This window comes from Nitrospirota bacterium, assembly GCA_013388455.1.
Classification (GTDB): domain Bacteria; phylum Nitrospirota; class Thermodesulfovibrionia; order Thermodesulfovibrionales; family SM23-35; genus JACAFF01.
The window spans coordinates 64,932-82,675 of the sequence record JACAFF010000030.1 but is presented as its reverse complement, the minus strand read 5'-3'; the positions used below and the strand labels follow the sequence as shown (position 1 = coordinate 82,675).

The 17,744-nt window shown below is 35.1% G+C and carries 16 protein-coding genes; 12 read left to right on the top strand and 4 right to left on the bottom strand.

Annotated features, from left to right (window positions below; translation table 11 throughout):
* A partial coding sequence (locus HXY53_07520) for an IS481 family transposase (GenBank protein NWF76398.1) occupies nt 1–155 on the bottom strand: 155 nt, incomplete at its 3' end.
* Between the two features lie 81 nt (nt 156–236).
* On the opposite strand from HXY53_07520, the gene HXY53_07515 reads away from it, so the two are divergent.
* From HXY53_07515 to HXY53_07505, 3 genes are all read left to right on the top strand, one after another.
* Nucleotides 237–1,673, top strand: a complete 1,437-nt coding sequence (locus tag HXY53_07515; GenBank protein NWF76397.1) for a HAMP domain-containing protein — start codon at nt 237–239, stop codon at nt 1,671–1,673.
* Between the two features lie 161 nt (nt 1,674–1,834).
* Nucleotides 1,835–3,211 carry a sigma-54-dependent Fis family transcriptional regulator gene (locus HXY53_07510; protein ID NWF76396.1) on the top strand — a complete coding sequence of 459 codons (1,377 nt, stop codon included), beginning with the start codon at nt 1,835–1,837 and terminating at the stop codon, nt 3,209–3,211.
* Between the two features lie 288 nt (nt 3,212–3,499).
* The gene (locus HXY53_07505) at nt 3,500–3,916 is read left to right on the top strand and encodes a hypothetical protein (GenBank protein ID NWF76395.1); all 417 of its coding nucleotides are present in this window, start codon (nt 3,500–3,502) and stop codon (nt 3,914–3,916) included.
* A gap of 32 nt (nt 3,917–3,948) precedes the next feature.
* On the opposite strand, the gene HXY53_07500 is transcribed toward HXY53_07505, so the two are convergent.
* Nucleotides 3,949–5,016: a cyclic nucleotide-binding domain-containing protein gene (locus HXY53_07500; GenBank protein NWF76394.1), complete on the bottom strand. Its 1,068-nt coding sequence runs from the start codon at nt 5,014–5,016 to the stop codon at nt 3,949–3,951.
* A 238-nt stretch (nt 5,017–5,254) separates the two neighbouring features.
* Between HXY53_07500 and HXY53_07495 the strand changes: the two genes are divergently transcribed.
* Genes HXY53_07495 through HXY53_07485 form a run of 3 tightly spaced genes read left to right on the top strand, consistent with a single transcriptional unit; the run spans nt 5,255 to nt 8,875 of the window.
* Nucleotides 5,255–6,403 carry an LL-diaminopimelate aminotransferase gene (locus tag HXY53_07495; GenBank protein NWF76393.1) on the top strand — a complete coding sequence of 383 codons (1,149 nt, stop codon included), beginning with the start codon at nt 5,255–5,257 and terminating at the stop codon, nt 6,401–6,403.
* Nucleotides 6,404–6,414: 11 nt separating this feature from the next.
* On the top strand, nt 6,415–6,891 hold the full coding sequence (folK, locus tag HXY53_07490; protein NWF76392.1) for a 2-amino-4-hydroxy-6-hydroxymethyldihydropteridine diphosphokinase: 477 nt from the start codon (nt 6,415–6,417) through the stop codon (nt 6,889–6,891).
* Complete coding sequence (locus HXY53_07485) at nt 6,845–8,875, top strand: diguanylate cyclase (GenBank protein NWF76391.1); 2,031 nt, start codon at nt 6,845–6,847, stop codon at nt 8,873–8,875. Before folK ends, HXY53_07485 begins: the two co-directional genes overlap by 47 nt.
* A gap of 2 nt (nt 8,876–8,877) precedes the next feature.
* Here the strand turns inward: HXY53_07485 and hisH are convergent, their stop codons facing one another.
* Complete coding sequence (gene hisH, locus HXY53_07480) at nt 8,878–9,489, bottom strand: imidazole glycerol phosphate synthase subunit HisH (GenBank protein ID NWF76390.1); 612 nt, start codon at nt 9,487–9,489, stop codon at nt 8,878–8,880.
* Between the two features lie 237 nt (nt 9,490–9,726).
* Nucleotides 9,727–9,942 carry a hypothetical protein gene (locus tag HXY53_07475; GenBank protein NWF76389.1) on the bottom strand — a complete coding sequence of 72 codons (216 nt, stop codon included), beginning with the start codon at nt 9,940–9,942 and terminating at the stop codon, nt 9,727–9,729.
* Between the two features lie 287 nt (nt 9,943–10,229).
* Between HXY53_07475 and HXY53_07470 the strand changes: the two genes are divergently transcribed.
* From HXY53_07470 to phnD, 6 genes are read left to right on the top strand one after another with little or no spacing between them, the layout of a single operon-like run.
* On the top strand, nt 10,230–11,348 hold the full coding sequence (locus HXY53_07470) for a DUF4388 domain-containing protein (GenBank protein ID NWF76388.1): 1,119 nt from the start codon (nt 10,230–10,232) through the stop codon (nt 11,346–11,348).
* Between the two features lie 39 nt (nt 11,349–11,387).
* Nucleotides 11,388–11,783 carry a response regulator gene (locus HXY53_07465; protein ID NWF76387.1) on the top strand — a complete coding sequence of 132 codons (396 nt, stop codon included), beginning with the start codon at nt 11,388–11,390 and terminating at the stop codon, nt 11,781–11,783.
* A complete protein-coding gene (locus tag HXY53_07460; protein NWF76386.1) occupies nt 11,770–13,731 on the top strand; it encodes a chemotaxis protein CheA in 1,962 nt (653 codons plus the stop codon). The genes HXY53_07465 and HXY53_07460 overlap by 14 nt, the downstream gene beginning before the upstream one ends.
* The gene (gene tadA / locus HXY53_07455; protein ID NWF76385.1) at nt 13,724–14,542 is read left to right on the top strand and encodes a Flp pilus assembly complex ATPase component TadA; all 819 of its coding nucleotides are present in this window, start codon (nt 13,724–13,726) and stop codon (nt 14,540–14,542) included. The genes HXY53_07460 and tadA overlap by 8 nt, the downstream gene beginning before the upstream one ends.
* Nucleotides 14,523–15,200 (top strand): purine-binding chemotaxis protein CheW, encoded by a 678-nt coding sequence (locus HXY53_07450; protein NWF76384.1) that lies wholly within the window; start codon nt 14,523–14,525, stop codon nt 15,198–15,200. Before tadA ends, HXY53_07450 begins: the two co-directional genes overlap by 20 nt.
* 34 nt (nt 15,201–15,234) lie before the next feature.
* The gene (gene phnD, locus HXY53_07445) at nt 15,235–17,712 is read left to right on the top strand and encodes a phosphate/phosphite/phosphonate ABC transporter substrate-binding protein (protein ID NWF76383.1); all 2,478 of its coding nucleotides are present in this window, start codon (nt 15,235–15,237) and stop codon (nt 17,710–17,712) included.
* Nucleotides 17,713–17,744 lie beyond the last annotated feature (32 nt).

The window sequence follows — 17,744 nt, the reverse complement described above, 5'->3', positions numbered from 1 at the left end:
TTTTGCGACATTTCTCCATTTTCAATCAAATACTCTACAGGGCTTTTTAATCCCAAAGACTTATGTGGTCTCTGAGTATTATAAAAGATCATATAATCAGCAAGTCTCTGGTTAAATAGCGGTTTATCATAAATTACATCCAGGTTATTATCGATGAATTCCTCTTGAAATGTTACGACTTCGGGTTAAACTGCCAATTGACTTACTAATAGATTGTGCATATAAAATAATACGCCATGTTTATTAAAGACTATTTCCTTAATCTTTCTCTAAATAAAAAATTAATCGCTATGATGATCTTTCTGAGCATCATTCTCGTCTCAGTCTTAACATTTCTTTTTTCACAGTCAGAAAAAGCTTTACTAATTGAACTTGAAAAACAGACTGCGGAACTATCAAAAGCCATACAGGTTGGTGTTGAGGAAGTAACCAGCAGCGGATATACAGATGAGAGCAGACTCAAGAACTATCTTAAAGAACTTAATTCAAAAGGTATTAGCGAGATTTCTATTATAAGCAACACTGATGAAATTGTAGCAAGTACGAATCCGCTGAGCATCGGGGAAGAAATAAATCCAAAAAGAAAAGAAAGAATCATCAGGGCAGAACTCGGAGAACCTCTCTCAAAAGAAGGGAAAGAATATAATGTAATTCTGCCTGTTATTGCAGGGAATGAACATTATGGATATATACATCTTACAATCAAGACTGAGGACTTCTCTAAGATTCTCAGGTCTTCTGCAATAAAAAGGACGGTTGCTACATCTGTTGTCTTTGTTTTTGGTATTATTCTAACAGTCTTTTTATCCTATTTTTATACCAAACCATTAAAAAATGTCGTTAACGCTGCAAAAAGCGTTGCTGCAGGAGATCTGAATATTTATCTTAAAAATAATAGGAAAGACGAGATTGGTGAGCTTACACAGAGTTTTAATTATATGACTCAAAAATTGAGTGAAAAACGTGCTATAGAAGAAAAATTAAGAGAGGTAGAACATCTATCTGGTATTGGACAGTTAGCTAAAGGCATTGCCCATGAAATAAGAAACCCCCTTAATTTCATAAGTCTCTCCATTGACCATCTTAGTAAAAAATATATCCCTAAAGAAGCTGAATCACGTGAGGCTTTTGATTTACTCATTACAAGTATCAAAAACGAGATACTTCGCCTTAATAAACTCGTTAGAGATTTTCTTGAATATGGGAAACCTTTGAAAATGAATATGCAAGAAGTAGATATCAACAAACTTATTGCTGAGGTAATTGCACTGGTCAGAGTAAAGGCTGATAAAGAAGGTATCAAAATATTTCTTAAACTTGGACAATTACCGAAACTATATTTAGACCCTGAATTGATTAAAACTTGTATATTAAATGTTATTATTAATGCTTTTCAGTCAATGACTAAAGGAGGAATCCTTACACTAAGCACAAATAAATCTGATAATGAAGTATGTATTACCATAGAAGATACTGGCATTGGGGTTCCAAAAGAAAATATTCAGAAACTCTTTGATCCTTTTTTTTCAACAAAAAATACAGGGCTCGGGCTTGGACTTGCCATGACAAAAAGGGTAGTCGAAGAACATCAAGGCAGGGTTGATTTTCAGAGTATTGAAGGAAAAGGAAGTAAGGTGGTTATCCTTTTGCCTGTCAGGCAGAATAATATATGAATATTATTTTATAAATTGCTAATAATCCAGATTCAGCGATAAGAGGTCGTTATTGCGACCCCGAATTTGATTCAGGGGAAGCAATGACACACTGCAGAAGACTTCTGACATTTTATCGATGGATTTTGGAATAATTTTTAAGTTATGGGTGCTGAAGATTAATGGCAATTATATTAATAGTTGATGATGAACCATTACAGAGAGATATCCTCGGCACAATCCTTGATGACGAAGGATATGAAACCCATACTGCATCCTCAGCAGAAGAAGCATTAAAGATTATAAAAAAGATCATGCCTGATGTGATTCTTACTGATCTCAAGATGGAAGGTATGGATGGAATTGAATTGATCAAATCCTTGCCAGAAGAGCCTTTTGAGCCGCCAGCTATCATTATGACAGCATACGGAACAATATCTTCTGCTGTTGATGCTATGAAAAAAGGGGCTTTTGACTATCTTACAAAACCACTCCATAAAGATATTCTCCTGTTAACAGTAAAAAAGGCAATTGATAAGGCTAAATTGCAAAAAGAAAATATCCAGCTTCAGAATGCTCTATTTGATAAATTCAGGATAGAAGGGATTATAGGGAAGTCAAAAAAAATGGAAGAAGCTTTAGAGATAATGAAAAAAGTATCATCAAGCAATGTTACTGTGTTGATAAACGGTGAAAGTGGCACTGGCAAAGAGCTTGCTGCGAGGGCTATACATTATAATAGCCCAAGGCGGTCAAAACCTTTCACAGCGTTAAATTGTGCAGCTATTCCGGAAAATTTAATAGAAAGTGAACTTTTTGGGCATGAGGCAGGTGCTTTCACAGGAGCTAACTCAAGAAACATCGGCCTTTTTGAATCGACAAATGGTGGAACCATATTCCTCGATGAAATTGGAGATTTACCTGCCCTTACTCAATCAAAACTCTTGAGAGTACTTCAAGAAAAAGAAATCAGGAGACTCGGAAGCCGTGAAAGCATCAAGGTTGACGTTCGTATAATAGCGGCTACTAATAAAGACCTTGAAAAGGAGATTGCTGATAAGAAATTTCGGCAGGATCTTTACTATAGACTTAAAGTTATAAATATAGAACTCCCTCCTCTCAGAGAGAGAAAGGATGACATACCAGAATTAGTAAATTTTTTTATAAAAAAGTTCAATCAGGAATTCGGCAAAAGAATAAACGGTATTGATGAAAATGCCTTAATGGCATTGTATGATTACCACTGGCCTGGTAATATCAGGCAGTTAGAATCTGTTATTGAACGAGCTGTTCTTGTATGCGAAACAAGAAACATAGGACTTGGAGATATTAAAAGTGAGCTAAGATTTTTTCATGCAAGAGATTTGTCCGATTTCGAACTTCCTGATGATGGTATAAATTTCGAAGATCTTGAAAAAGAACTTCTTAAAAAAGCAATGCAAAAGGCAAATGGTGTTGCTACAAAAGCTGCAAAACTTCTCGGAATGAGCTATAAAACATTCTGGTATAGATGGGATAAATTTAGCCTTGAATCCCCAAAAAAGAAACCTTCTCCTTAAAAAAGGAGGCTTTCAATGGTTATAACTCTTATTTCATCTTAATTTTTTAATGGCATACTTGTTGCTCCATCAATTTCATGAAAAATATTTTTTTAACACTGATTATTTATTATTCATAAACTATGGTTAACCCAATGGTTGAAGAAATTTTTGACCAATATCTGTATTATCGGGGCTAAATAATATACCTTTCTATATCTTATTTATGTATAAAATAGGTTAGACTCATTATAAATTAAGATATTGCTACACAACCAAAAATTATATAAAGAAAGGAGGTGAAAATTGATGAAGAAGACATTAGCAATAATTATGGTGATCCTCTTTACCTTTGCTGTAGTGTCAATTTGTTACGCAGTAGAAGAGAAGCGAGCAACCACTACTCCATCTACTTCAACTACTACACAGTCTGAATCAGCAACTGCACCTGCTGAGAAACCAAAGATAAAACAGATCACAGGTGAAATCAAGGCGCTTGATACCAAAGCTATGACTGTAACTGTGATGAAAAAGATGAAAGATCAGGTCAAAGAGGTTACCTCAACTGTAACTGAAAAAACAAAAATTACTATGGATAAGGTTCAAAAGACTCTTGCTGATCTCAAGGTTGGGGATAAAGTTACACTCAAATATACTGAGTCTGCTGGCAAGAATATAGCAAAGAGTATAGCCATCAAACCTGCAGCGTCTACAGAGAAAAAATAATATTTTTTAAAGAAAACAGGACACAACAATCATCAGTGTCCTGTTTTCTTTATTTGAGATTTTACCTTCTTCAGTGTATCCTGAACTCGGCACTGATAGAAGTCGTCCAGTCTTTTAAGAATATCAGGGTATTTTTCGAATATCCCATCAAGAATAACTTTATTCAATTCAAAAACTTCAATTTTATCCATAGCAATAACAGAGGCTGTTCGTGGCCTACCTGTTAAAAATGCAACTTCACCAAAAACATCGCCAGCAGAAAGAATCGCAAGCTCGATCTCTTTGCCGAGCATATGAGCTACAACCTTTGCATGTCCACTATTGATGAAAAAGATAGAATCACCTGAGTCGCCTTCTTCCAGAATTATTTGCCCTGGAGAATACGTATGTAATTCTACCCTGTTCATAATCTGCATTATTTCATCAGGAGACAATGAGGTAAAGATATATGGGATTTTGGTGATAGGCTCTTTCAGTCCTTGTTTATCATCAATCTTCTCTTTTTGCTCAACTGTTGAAGTTTGAACTGATTCAGGCAACTCAGTTGAAGGGGATATGGTTTCTTCACTGTAAGAAGTTCTCTCTATCAGATCTTCTATCTTCGATGACACTCGCTCTTCAAATTCAGTAGTTTGCTTAGCAGTTTCAGGTGAAACAACTTCCGGCTTAACCTCTTCTTCAATTACATCTTCAAAATCAATGGGCATTCCCTTCTCTTCTTCAAGTTTATATCCAATAACTTGCTGGGGCTCAAAATATGGGGCTGAAGGTCTCTGAGATTTTGCCTTATCAATTTCGAACATTAATTCTTTTGAGAGTTTCAATGCTTCGTCATTGCCTGAATCAAGTCTAAGGATTATCTTATAAAGTGCAAGCGATTTCTGAATAAAGCCCTGATTTTTAAGTATCCATGCAGATTTATGATATGTAGAGATTGCACGAGCAGTATCATTCATACGCTGATATACATCCCCGAGTTTGAGCAATACCTGGGCATTGTCCTTTTCTGTTTTGCTGATCTGCTCAAGAGAATTCTTTGCTTCTTCCCAATCCTGTTTTTTTAAAGCATTATAATAAGATTCCCAGTATTTCTTACTCATTTTATTTAATAATTTTAAAAAGAAAATTGTTTCAATAACACTCTTTCGGTTGAAAAGTTTTATACTTTATTAATAACTACCACATATTTTAAAGTATTGTCCTGTCCAAAATAAACGATTAAAGTTAATGAATAAGGCATATGCCTTCTTCAAAATATTTTGAACAGCAATACTATATTATATAATATAATATATCAAAAACAGGAGGCTTATCTTGAAAAAAAAGATTTCTATTGAAATGGCTTCACGAATAAAGCATCTCCCTCCTTATCTTTTTGCCTCAATAGACAAAATGAAACAAAAGGCAATAGAAAAAGGGTCTGACCTTATTGATTTGAGCATCGGAGATCCTGATCTCCCAACTCCCCCTCATATAGTAAATGCCATGAAAAAAGCTGTCCAAAACCCTGCTCACCATCGTTATCCTTCTTATGAAGGCATGCTATCATACAGAGAAGCGGTCTCAAGATGGTATAAGAGACGTTTCAGGGTCAGTCTTGATCCTGATTCAGAAGTCCTATCACTTATTGGATCTAAAGAGGGCATCGGTCATATTCCATTAGCTTTTATCAATCCAGGAGATATTGTCCTTGTGCCGTCTCCTGGCTATCCCGTATATTCTACAGGAACTCTCTTTGCTGGAGGAGAAAGCTATTTCATGCCCCTCAAAGAGGAGAATTATTTTTTACCAGACTTAGAACAAATACCCCCTAAAATATGGCAAAGGGCAAAACTTATATTTATTAATTATCCCAATAATCCCACTTCGGCCATAGCCCCACCTGAATTTTTTAAGAAAGTAATACATTATGCAATGAAATATAATGTCATCGTCTGTCATGACGCATCCTACACCGAAATTTATTTTGATAAAAGGCCTATAAGTTTCATGCAAATTCCAGGCGCAAAAGAAATCGGTATTGAATTCCACTCTCTGTCTAAAACTTATAATATGACTGGTTGGAGAATAGGATTTGCTGTTGGGAACAGAGAAGTGTTAAAAGGTCTTGGAAAAATCAAAACAAATCTCGACTCTGGAGTTTTTCAGGCAATACAGGAGGCAGCAATTGTTGCTCTTGATACAGATGATCGTATCCTTTCAACCATCAGGCAAACTTATAAAAATAGACGGGATACTTTATTTAACGGCTTAAAAAAACTCGGCATTCAACTTTCTAAACCTTTAGCTACATTCTATATCTGGGCAAGAGTTCCAGCTCCTTTTGATTCAATGGGTTTTGTAACCCATGTTTTAAACAAAGCAGGGGTGCTCGCTACTCCTGGGAATGGCTTCGGGACTTCAGGGGAAGGATTTGTGAGGTTTGCACTTACCGCACCTTCAGCGCGCATTCAGGAAGCTACTGACAGGATGCAGAAGATTCTCTAATAGAAATAGATATGTCTATAGCTTATATTGGTATCGGCTCAAATCTTGGAGATCGAGTAAAAAACTGCCTGGCTGCTATTGAATTAATGGAAAAAGAGCATATTACAGTAATAAAACGATCATCTATTTATGAAACTGAGCCATGGGGTGTTAATAATCAGCCATTATTCCTTAACATGGTGATAGAAATAGAGACTGTAATGAATCCAGTTGAATTATTAAACTTATTGAAAGATATAGAAAAAAAGATGGGCAGGGAAAATTCTTATCACTGGGGACCACGTATTATTGATCTCGATATTCTGTTATTTGACAATCTTATTGTAAATATGGATAATTTAAGAATCCCTCATCCTTTTTTGCATAAGAGGGACTTTGTCTTGAGACCGTTGAAAGAAATTGCACCAGATATTATACATCCTCTGCTAAAAAGAAGGATCGATGAAATATTTAGAAACCTCCACGGAATTAAAAATGGAGACTCTTGATACAGATACTATATCTCCTTTACTGAACCATATTGCAAATCTGACTGGCTTATCGCTTACTTTTTTCGATAATAAAGGTAATGTTATTATTCCTCCGGCTAAAGAACCTGCCATTATTTCATTAATAAAAACATCTACTACATTTAGTGATGAATATACCAAATTTATCAAAAAGCATCTTGGGACTGCTATCTACAGGGGTGATGTTTCAATATTCAAAGGCCCAGCAGGGCTATATTATTTCTTTGTGCCTGTTCGTATAAATCATGCTTCTTTCATTATTATTGGAGGAGGGAGATATCTATCTTCTGATGATTTCAAGCATTTCTATATGACAGAATACCAAAAATATGGATTACTCCCAGAACAAATAAAACCTCTGGAAAACACTCCCATCTTCCTAAAATTTTCTGAATTTCAGGCAATAGCGAGGCAAATCCAATCCATAGTAATTCTCTTTATCAGAAATGTTTACAGAAGCTCCTTATATGAGAAAAGATACAGGTCTATTAAAACTATTCTAAGTTTAATATCCGATATAAATCTGGATATAGAGACAGATGAAATCTTTAATATACTGGCCGATTCATCACTTTTTCTGTTTAATGTTGATAGTATCTCTATAATGACAAGGCACAACAATACATTAAAAATACAAATCAATACAGGACGGCTTAAAAACTATCTCATGGACAAACAAATTCAAATAACAGGAATTATTGCTGAAGTTATCGAAAAAAAGATACCACTTTATACTGATTCAGTTATCGATATATTACGTATTGGTTTTGATGATAAAGTTACATCCATTCATCTATTTCCTATCATTTCGGAAAGACAGGTGACTGGAATATTATGTATCTTAAACTCTTCGCTCTCAAGAGAAGATTCTGAAATTATAACCGAAATGTGTAAAATCACAGGTTTTATCTTAAGAATTTTTAAGTTACAGGAAATATATACTAAATGCGCCAGAGAGTTGGGCATTCTAAATATTGCAACTGAACGTCTTAAGCCTGTTAAAGAACCAGATTTGCTCTATGAAACCATACTGGACACCTCTGTGCACCTTGCAAAAGCAGAAAAAGGGTCTCTGATGATGGCAGAAGATGGAACATCCTATCTTACGGTAAAAGCTGCTAAAGGAATAAATAAAAACCTCATGAAAGAAATAAGAATAAAGGCTGGAGAAGGCATAGCCGGATGGGTATTCAAAGAAGGCGTTCCCATTATTGTAGAAGACATTGAAAAAAATAAACAAATTCTTGCGAGAAAAAGGCCTAAATACAAAACCGGCTCTTTTATAAGCATACCTCTTAAAGTCGAGAACAAGACTATCGGCGTTCTTAATATCTCTGACAAAATAACAGGTGAAGTCTTCTCGGAAGAGGATTTAATATTACTCAGGTCTTTTGCAACTTATGCATCTATTGCCCTTGAACGATCAAACTACTACAATCTTGCAGAATTTTTAAAAGAACTGTCAAACACCGACTCGCTCACTGGACTTTTTAATAGGCGATACTTCGAGGAGAGATTTTTCGAAGAACTCCAACGTTCAAATCGTCATAATCTCGAATTTTCATTGGCAATGATTGATATAGATGACTTTAAACTGTTTAATGATACAGAAGGACATCTTGCCGGCGATGAAATACTCAAGAATATTTCCAATATTGCAAAAGAATGTTTGCGTGTTATTGATGTTATATCACGTTTTGGAGGAGAAGAATTTGCAGTTATAATGCCTCAAACTGATAAAAATGAAGCTTTTCTTGTTGCTGAAAGAATCAGAAAATCAGTCAAGGAACAAATACCGAAAACATGGACTTCATTTCCAAAAGATCACATAACCATTACTATTGGAATCTCTACTTTTCCAGCAGACGGAAAGGACAGGAAAGAAATGATAAAAAACGCTGACAAAGCATTGTATAAAGGAAAGTTAGATGGGAAGGATAGAACAGTTTTGTGGACAAATTGACTTCAAGCAGTTTTTACAAAATCTCCAAAATTTTTTAATATCTTTAGTCCAGCCTCTTGACTCTTTTCAGGGTGAAACTGTGTTGCAAAGATATTATCTTTCCAGACCATCGAAGCAAAGGTTATTCCATAGTCAGTCGTCATAGCTATGATATCTTCGCTTTCGGGAACTACATAATAAGAATGCACAAAATAAAAAAATGTCTCATCTCTTATCCCATCAAAAATAGGGGTTTTTTTTATAATTTTTACATTGTTCCAGCCCATGTGAGGCACTTTAAGACTTAAATTAAACCTCGTCACCCGCCCCCTAAAAACATTCAATCCGTGATAAATGCCGAACTCTTCTGATTCCGAGAAAAGAACTTGAAGCCCAAGACATATGCCTAGATATGGCTTCCCTTTCTGTATCGACCTCAAGATAGATTCAATGAGTGATAATTCTTCAAGATTCCGAATACAGTCTCTAAAAGCCCCAACTCCTGGAAGAACTATCCCTCTGGCATCATCCACTTTTCGAGCTTCTGTGACTACTTCAACATCAACACCGACCTTGAGAAAGCCTTTCTCTACGCTCCTTAAATTTCCCATTCCATAGTCAATAATTGCTATCATAAATTTATATTATAAACAACTATACAGAACAGACTAATTTCCTTTTTAAACCGTTTCCGTAATAAGTCATGCAACATATCTAATAAGTCCCTTTCGACTAAGGAAATAATACCTTTTGGGTTTTAGCCTGAGAATCCCTCTCGGCACATTGTAGTCATTAAGTAGATGTGTCCAAAAATGATGCAAAACGAATCGGCCAAAAATAAACACAAAGGCAAAGGTAAGCGTAAGCCAAAATTATTTTATATTGTAAACGTGAAAAGACGAATTCCGTCTTTCAAGACCTGTATAACTATTGTTTCTGCCAGGCATTCTTACAGGGTCGACTCCTACATTAACCCATCCTTCCAGACGAAGAAACTTTTTTATCTTTTTTTGCATTAAAAGGTCTTCAAGCAAACTGGCCGTAATCAGACCTCTTTTACCATCACGGAAAATCACACTTATAAGCATATAAATCCTCTCTTTGAATATTACCTTTTCTTTCCATAAAAGAGCTTTGTAAAAATACCTACTTAGCCACTAATAATACTACTAAATTAATTCCCCCGTATAATTTAAATTAACCAGTAAAAAGACAATTTGTCAATTTAAAATAAATTTATTAAAAATTTTAATATATTAGCAACTATCATTCACCTTTCATCTCACTAAAAATGCATAGCCTTTCGTTGACATGCCAGAATTTTAATTGATATACTCGATTAATCAACCATGATCCCGAAGGAGCTCAAAATTATATGAGTCTTGTAGGACGGATTGAGGACCTCGCCCTCTCTGATATATTTCAGATCTTAAGCATCGGTAAAAAAACAGGCATACTTATTATTAAAGGTCCTTTTGGCAACGCATTCATTGTATTCAAAAATGGTTTAGTCGTAAGGGCTGAAACTGACAATATCGAAAGTTCTTTGGGGGAAGAACTTCTCAAAGCGAGTATAATTAAGGACACAATTTTAAATTTAGCAATAGAAGTCCAGAAGAAGCTTCCTCAAAAATCTATTCCAGAAATATTATATGACCTCGGTTCTGTTAGTACCTCCACACTTGAAAAATTCACAAGAAAGAGAATAGAAAAAGTCATCAGCCACCTGCTTATATGGGAACAAGGAGATTTCCAATTCGAACCCGATGAAACAGATCCGAAAGGTAAGATAGAAATCACCGACGCTGGATGGGAAATATCAAAGGGCATGAGTCCTGAGTATCTCTTGATGGAAGGGGCAAGGGTACATGATGAATCTATGCAGGCTACAATGGGAGCAACAGAGAATCTAATAGAACTCGAAGAAGAAAAAGCATCAAAAGAAAACTGGGAGATTGAGTCTCAGATAGAAAGAAAGGATATCTCTTCTCTGAAAGCACTGACACAGGAACTGAGATTTCCTAATTCTGCCTCTGAGATAACCCTACTTATACTCAGATTTGCAAGTGAAATATTTCAGCGTGGAATAATTTTTATGGTTGGAGATACAGATATAGTAGGATTAGGTCAGTTTGGTATTGATATAGAAAACCCGGATGAAAATATAAGAAAGATAACGATATCTTATGAAAAAAGCCCATTTCTTAAAAATATTATATTGGAGAAACGTCCCTATAAAGGAATTCTTGAAAGGGACCCTATAACAGAATCAATTATGCAAAAAATCGGTGGCATATGGCCTGATGAAATCGCCTTTTTCCCAATAATTACTGAAAATAAGGTAGTAGCGTTAATATATTGTGATAATGGAACAAAAACTGAAAAGATGCCCGAAACAGAGGGGCTTGAAATATTTATAGACCAGGCAGGTCTTGCACTTGAAAAATCTTTACTTCAAAGAAGACTGCAGGAAATAGAAAAGAAGACTCAATGATAATGTTTTTTTTAACTTAATTTGTTAGAATTTAAAAGAATGAAGTTAGAAATATCAGGAAAATCTATTTTAATTGTTGAAGATTCAACAACAACAAGAGCTCTAATTAAAGCGATAATAGAAGAAATCGGGGACGTTAATATCATAGAAGCTGGTTCTGGATTTGAAGCTTTAAAACTCCTGCCAACACAAAACTTCAATCTTGTAATTACTGACATTAACATGCCTGATATCAACGGCCTTGAACTTATAAGTTTTATTAAAAATAATCCCAGATATAGTCATATCCCATTAATAATCATTAGCACAGAAAGAAGTGAAGAAGATAAGAAAAGAGGTATTGCTTTAGGGGCAATGGCTTATATTACAAAGCCATTTAAGGCTCAGGAACTTCAGGAGATTATTCAACAAGCATTCGCACATGAAAGCATCTAAAAAAGAATATATTGCTGAAGCAGAGGATTTACTATTTGAATGTCAACAGCATATACTCGAGATACAAGATACCTATCAAACCACATTACACCCTGATACCATTAATGCATTATTTCGCTCATTCCATACTCTGAAAGGACTTTCCAGCCTTTTCGGGAATAAGGGAATAACAGATCTAAGTCATGCCCTCGAGTCATTATTGGATGACATTAGACTTGGTAAAATTACTGTCAATGAAGATGTTGTGAATTTTCTATTCAAAAACCTTGACATATTAAAATCTGCTGTTGACTCGATCAAAGATGATAAAGAAATAGATCTTACAGAACATATTGAAGCGGTAAAAACATTCAGGGAATCATCTAAAGAGATCACGGACGAATTTGATATCAGGGGTCTTATTGACGAATCAATATTAAAGGTTCTGTCAGAATATGAAGAGCACAGGCTAAAAACAAATATTAAAAATGGCTTAGGTATTTATCTTCTCAAAGCAATTTTTGACCTTTCAACTTTCGATACATCTCTTGATAGCCTTATAAAAACCATAAAATCAAAGGGTGAACTTATCTCCACATTACCAGTCTCATCAGATGTACCCGATGGTTCCATAGGTTTTAATCTGATGTTCGCAAGCAATAAAGAAAACAATGAACTCCGACAGGAGATTAACAATAATATCGACTTACTTGTAGCTCCGAAGCATGTTACTAAGAAGCTACCAAAGAGACAAGAACAATCACTTAAAAGTACTACAACTACTGTAAGGGTTGATATCGACAAGCTTGATAGGATATTGAACACCATCGGTGAGTTAACCCTCGCAAAAGATGCTGTAAAGCGGATTGGGGCTGAGATGTCTGAAATACACACCTATTCTTCTTTCATTCGCGATGTTCACAAGATATCCCAGACACTTGAGAGAAAGATATTCGAACTGCAGGATGACGTGCTCGCAATCAGGATGGTACCAATTGGTCAGATTTTTTCTCGGCTTGCACAGGTCATCAGGCGATATTCAAGAGAAATGGGTAAGGAGGTAAAAATAACTCTTTACGGGGAAGATACAGAACTTGACAAATCATTGGCTGAAGAAATTGTTGACCCTCTGATGCATCTTGTAAGGAATTCAATAGATCACGGGATAGAAACGAGCGAAGAAAGAAAATCAAAAGGGAAACTGGAATATGGCAATATAATTTTGAAGGCTTATCAGCGTGGCAACTATGTAGTAGTAGAAGTAAATGATGACGGAAGAGGTATAAATTTAGATAAAGTAAGAAAAAAAGCTATTGAAAATGGATTACTCGAACCTCATTCATCTATTGATGAGAGAGAACTCGTAAATTTCATATTTACTCCAGGTTTCAGCACAAAAGAAGAGGTTAGCGAGATTTCTGGCAGAGGAGTTGGCATGGATGTTGTTAGAGAAAAGCTCTCAGCATTAGGAGGCTTTACAGAAGTGCAGACAAAAAAAAATGAGGGAACAACTTTTATCCTCACATTACCGATTACACTTGCAATAATAAAAGCTTTATTGGTCAAGGTGGGCGAGATTAAATTCGCTATTCCACTTACAGCAATATCAGAAACCATCTCTGTAGAAAATAAAGACATTCAGACTATTGAATGGAAGGATGTTTACAATCTCAGAGGCGAGATGTTACCAATTATCAGTCTCGGTAAGGTCTTTGATATTGACACAACAAAAAATGATATGTCTTTTGCGGTTGTTATTGGTTTTGGAAAAAGAAAGTTAGGGTTGCTTGTTGATGAAATACTCGAGCAACAGGAGATTGTAATAAAAACACTTGGAGAATATTTTAAAGGAATAAGTGGTTTTGCCGGTGCAGCAGAAATTGGGAGACATGAAGTTATACTGGTTCTTGATGTTGAATCTATCATAGATAAATCCCTTAAAAAACAGGAAGGTTTTTCATATGTATGAAGAATTTTATGGACTCAAACAAAAACCTTTTAATAAAACCCCTGACCCCAGATTTCTGTTTCTGAGCAAAAATCATGAAGAAGCTCTTGCGCGAATGCAGTATGCTGTTGAGGAAAAAGAGCTCATTGTTCTTACAGGAGAAATTGGAAGTGGAAAAACAACACTTACAAGAGCACTAATGGATTCTCTGGGCGAAAAATACAGGGTAATCCTTATCATTAATCCACGTCTTACATCAACACAATTTTTAAGAACTGTTGCGAAACGTTTTGATATAAATATTCCATATAATTTTAAAGACAGTCTTCTTGACTCAATTTATGAAAGAGTTTATAAAGATTTTGAATCAGGCATAACACCTGTAATAATTATAGATGAAGCACAACTAATCCCCAATAAAGATACATTTGAAGAAATAAGGCTTCTTACAAATTTTCAGCTCGATACAACAAATCTTCTCAGCCTAATACTTGTCGGACAAACAGACCTGAGGCGGAGATTAAACCATAAGGCATATTTACCATTACGACAGAGAATTGGGCTTTTCTATCACCTTAAACCTCTTACACCAGATGAAATTAAAAGTTATGTTGAACATAGATTGAGGGTTTCAGGGCTTGAAGAACCGATATTCACAGATGATGCAATTAAAAAATTATATCATTATTCCGGCGGGATACCGAGACTAATAAACAGTATTGCTAACTCTGCACTTCTTGATGGGTTTGGCAAAGAACTCCGGATAATTGATGAACATATTATCAACGATGCAGTCAGGGAGCTTGGCTTAAATGGATATCGCGAAAATTAGAAAGAAATTAAAAGAAAATCAGCAAATAAAATCTAACAGCAAACCTGATACACAGCCTGAACTCAAGCAGGATATAACTAACGAACATACCATTGAAACAAATACCCCATCCGGAGAAGTCATGTCTGTATCTGAAAATGAAGTGATAGAAGAAAAAAAAGAATCAATAATCAAAACCACAGATGTTCAAGCACCTGAAATTCCTACCATAAGTAAAATAGAAGATGAAATTATCGAGTTTCTTACTTTTAGCCTTATGAATGAAGAATTTGCTTTCAGAATAACCCATCTCGACGAGATTCTCAGATATCAAAGGATAGCAATTGTCCCCAGAATGCCAAAATACGTTTTAGGTATAACCTCACTCAGGGGCAAGATTATCCCTGTACTAAGTTTAAAATTGAAACTTTCTTTAACAGATACACATGATGATGATAATGAAAAAAAGGGAAAGATACTGATTCTTAAAGGAATAAAGGGACCTATTGGAGCAATTGTTGATAAGGTTATAGGTGTCATGCGCATTCCAAAATCTGAACTCCTGCCTCCCCCTTCTCATCTCTCTGAGGCAGAATCGAAATATGTCGAAGGGGTTGCAGTGATCGATACACAATTTATTTCAATCCTGAATATAGAAGAAGTAACTTCAATAAAATGACATATTTAAATTAAAAAGGATTTATATAAAAAATATGCAAACAAAAAATATAGTAGAAAAACACAAAATACGTTTTATATTTTTTATCTTAGCGTTAATAATCTCTGGCATTTTGGTCAGCAACTTCTTTTTTCTATTAAAGGATAAAAATTTTATTGCATCGTTAATAATTTTAATCATCGGCATTGCTGTCATAACTTTTTTCTCATTTTCTGTCGCAAAAAAACTTTTTATCAATCCATTAGATCATATCAATAAGGCTGTTAAATCGATATCCGAAGCTAATTTTTCTTTTGATGCAGGTGACGATGAACTCGGCCAAATACTTAAAAACCTCAATGAAACCGTTAGTTCTCTTGATACTATGATGAAAACCATAAAAAATGGTTTTCATCAGTCATTGGAAGTGGGGAAAAAATTAGAAGATGATATTAAAAAAATATCTGAAAACACTAAGCTTGAATCTGAAGCAATATTAAACATAGCAAGTTCACTTGAGCAGATGAATTCAGCTACTGCAGAAATCTCTCAAAGCACAGAAAGCCTTGCAATCTCAACTGAACAAAAGGCAGTATCACTTGACGAAATGGTATCAAGCATCAGTGAGGTTTCAAATAGTGCACAGGAACTTTCTAATACAGTGGATGCTACCTCAACATCAATAGAAGAACTCTCAACAACAATCAAGGAAGTGGCAACCAGAGCTGAGGAACTTGCTTCAGCTTCTGAAGAAACACTTACAGCGACAGAAGAAATTACTTCTTCAATAAAAGATGTTGAAGAAAGTGCAAAAAAATCAGCAATGTTATCAGAAAAAGTAAAAAATGATACAGCTACATTCGGCATTACTTCTGTTGAAAAAACTATAGAAGGCATTCAGAATATTAAAGTATCTTTCGAAAAAACAGCTATGTTTATTAAGAAACTTGGTGGTAGATCCGATGAAATTGGTAAAATTTTAACGGTTATTGACGAGATAACCGATCAAACAACTTTACTTGCATTAAATGCAGCTATTCTTGCAGCACAGGCAGGTGAGCATGGTAAAGGCTTCTCCGTTGTTGCTGACGAAATAAAAGACCTTGCTGAAAGGACATCATTCTCTACCCGCGAGATATCCGAACTTATTCGTTCGGTTCAGCAGGAACTTAAAGACGCCATTCTTGCCATGGAAGGCGGCCTTACTTCTGTTGAAGAAGGACTAAAAGTTGCAAGGGATGCGGGTGATTCATTAAAAAAGATTGTAGATAGCTCAATTCAATCAGCAGAAATGTCATTCTTTATTGAACGTTCTATGACTGAACAGGCAAAGACTACAAAACTTGTAGCAAATGCGATGGAGAGAGTAAAAAATATGGTATCAGAAGTTGCAAGGGCTACAATGGAACAAAGCAAGGGAGCAATCCTTATTGCAAAGGCTACAGAAAAGATGAGTGACGTTGCAAATCTTGTAAAATCTGCAACAGGAGAACAACTAATTAATATAAAACAGATAGCTGAATCTATTGAACTCGTCTCTGAGAAGAATCGTCATATTGCAAAAGCTCTTCATGAACAGAGGATGGGCTCTAATCAGATTTTCAATTCTGTTGAGAAAATAAAGGACATACCTAAAAACAATTTAGTTATAGTCTCTGAAATTAATCAAGCATTAAAAGAATTATCAAAAAATACAGAATTCATTGTTAAGGAAATGGAAAATTTCAGATTCTGGAATAGGTCAGCATCTTCACCGAATAATACCGATGTCTTATATTTCGTTATCGAACCTGTGGGTATAGCTTCAGGTCAAGCTTTTAAAAAATTCACTCCCCTGACTGAATTTCTAAAGAAAAAATTGCAGAAAAAGATAGAATTGAGAGTTGCATTCAATAATGAAAATGTGCTTAAAGATATCGGGCAGGGGAAAATACACTTCAGTTATATTGCTCCTTCTACTTATGTAAATGCAAACAAGAAATACGGCACTCAAGCAGTTGTAAAAACAATATTATACGGAAAGTCTTCTTATCGTTCTGTAATCATTGCTAAAAAGGATAGTGAAATCAATACCCTTGAGGATTTAAAAAGACGCACTTTCGCTTTTGGAGAAACTCACTCACTTTCAAGTTATATAGTTCCACGGATTTTATTATTAGATGCCGGTATTGATTTAAAAGATTTATTTCATTTTGACTATCTTGGCTCTCATGAAGAAATAATAAACGCCATACTTAATGGGAGTTTTGATGCCGGGGGAGTTACAGAACATGTCGCAAATTATTTTCAGGACAAATTGAAATTCATAAAAATTTCTAACGACTTACCAAATAACGTTATTTGTGTAAACAAAAACCTATCGCAAAAAATCACTGATAAGCTAAAGTCCACACTTATAGAACTTAATGATAAAAATACTGAAAGTGCTTCCATACTACATTCAATTGATAACCAGCTCAGCGGTTTTCAGGTAACTTCTGATGCGGAATTTGTGGCCATTAGAACCATGATGGAGAGACTTGGAATTATTTAGAAATGAATCAAGAGTAGAAAACATAGAGGCTC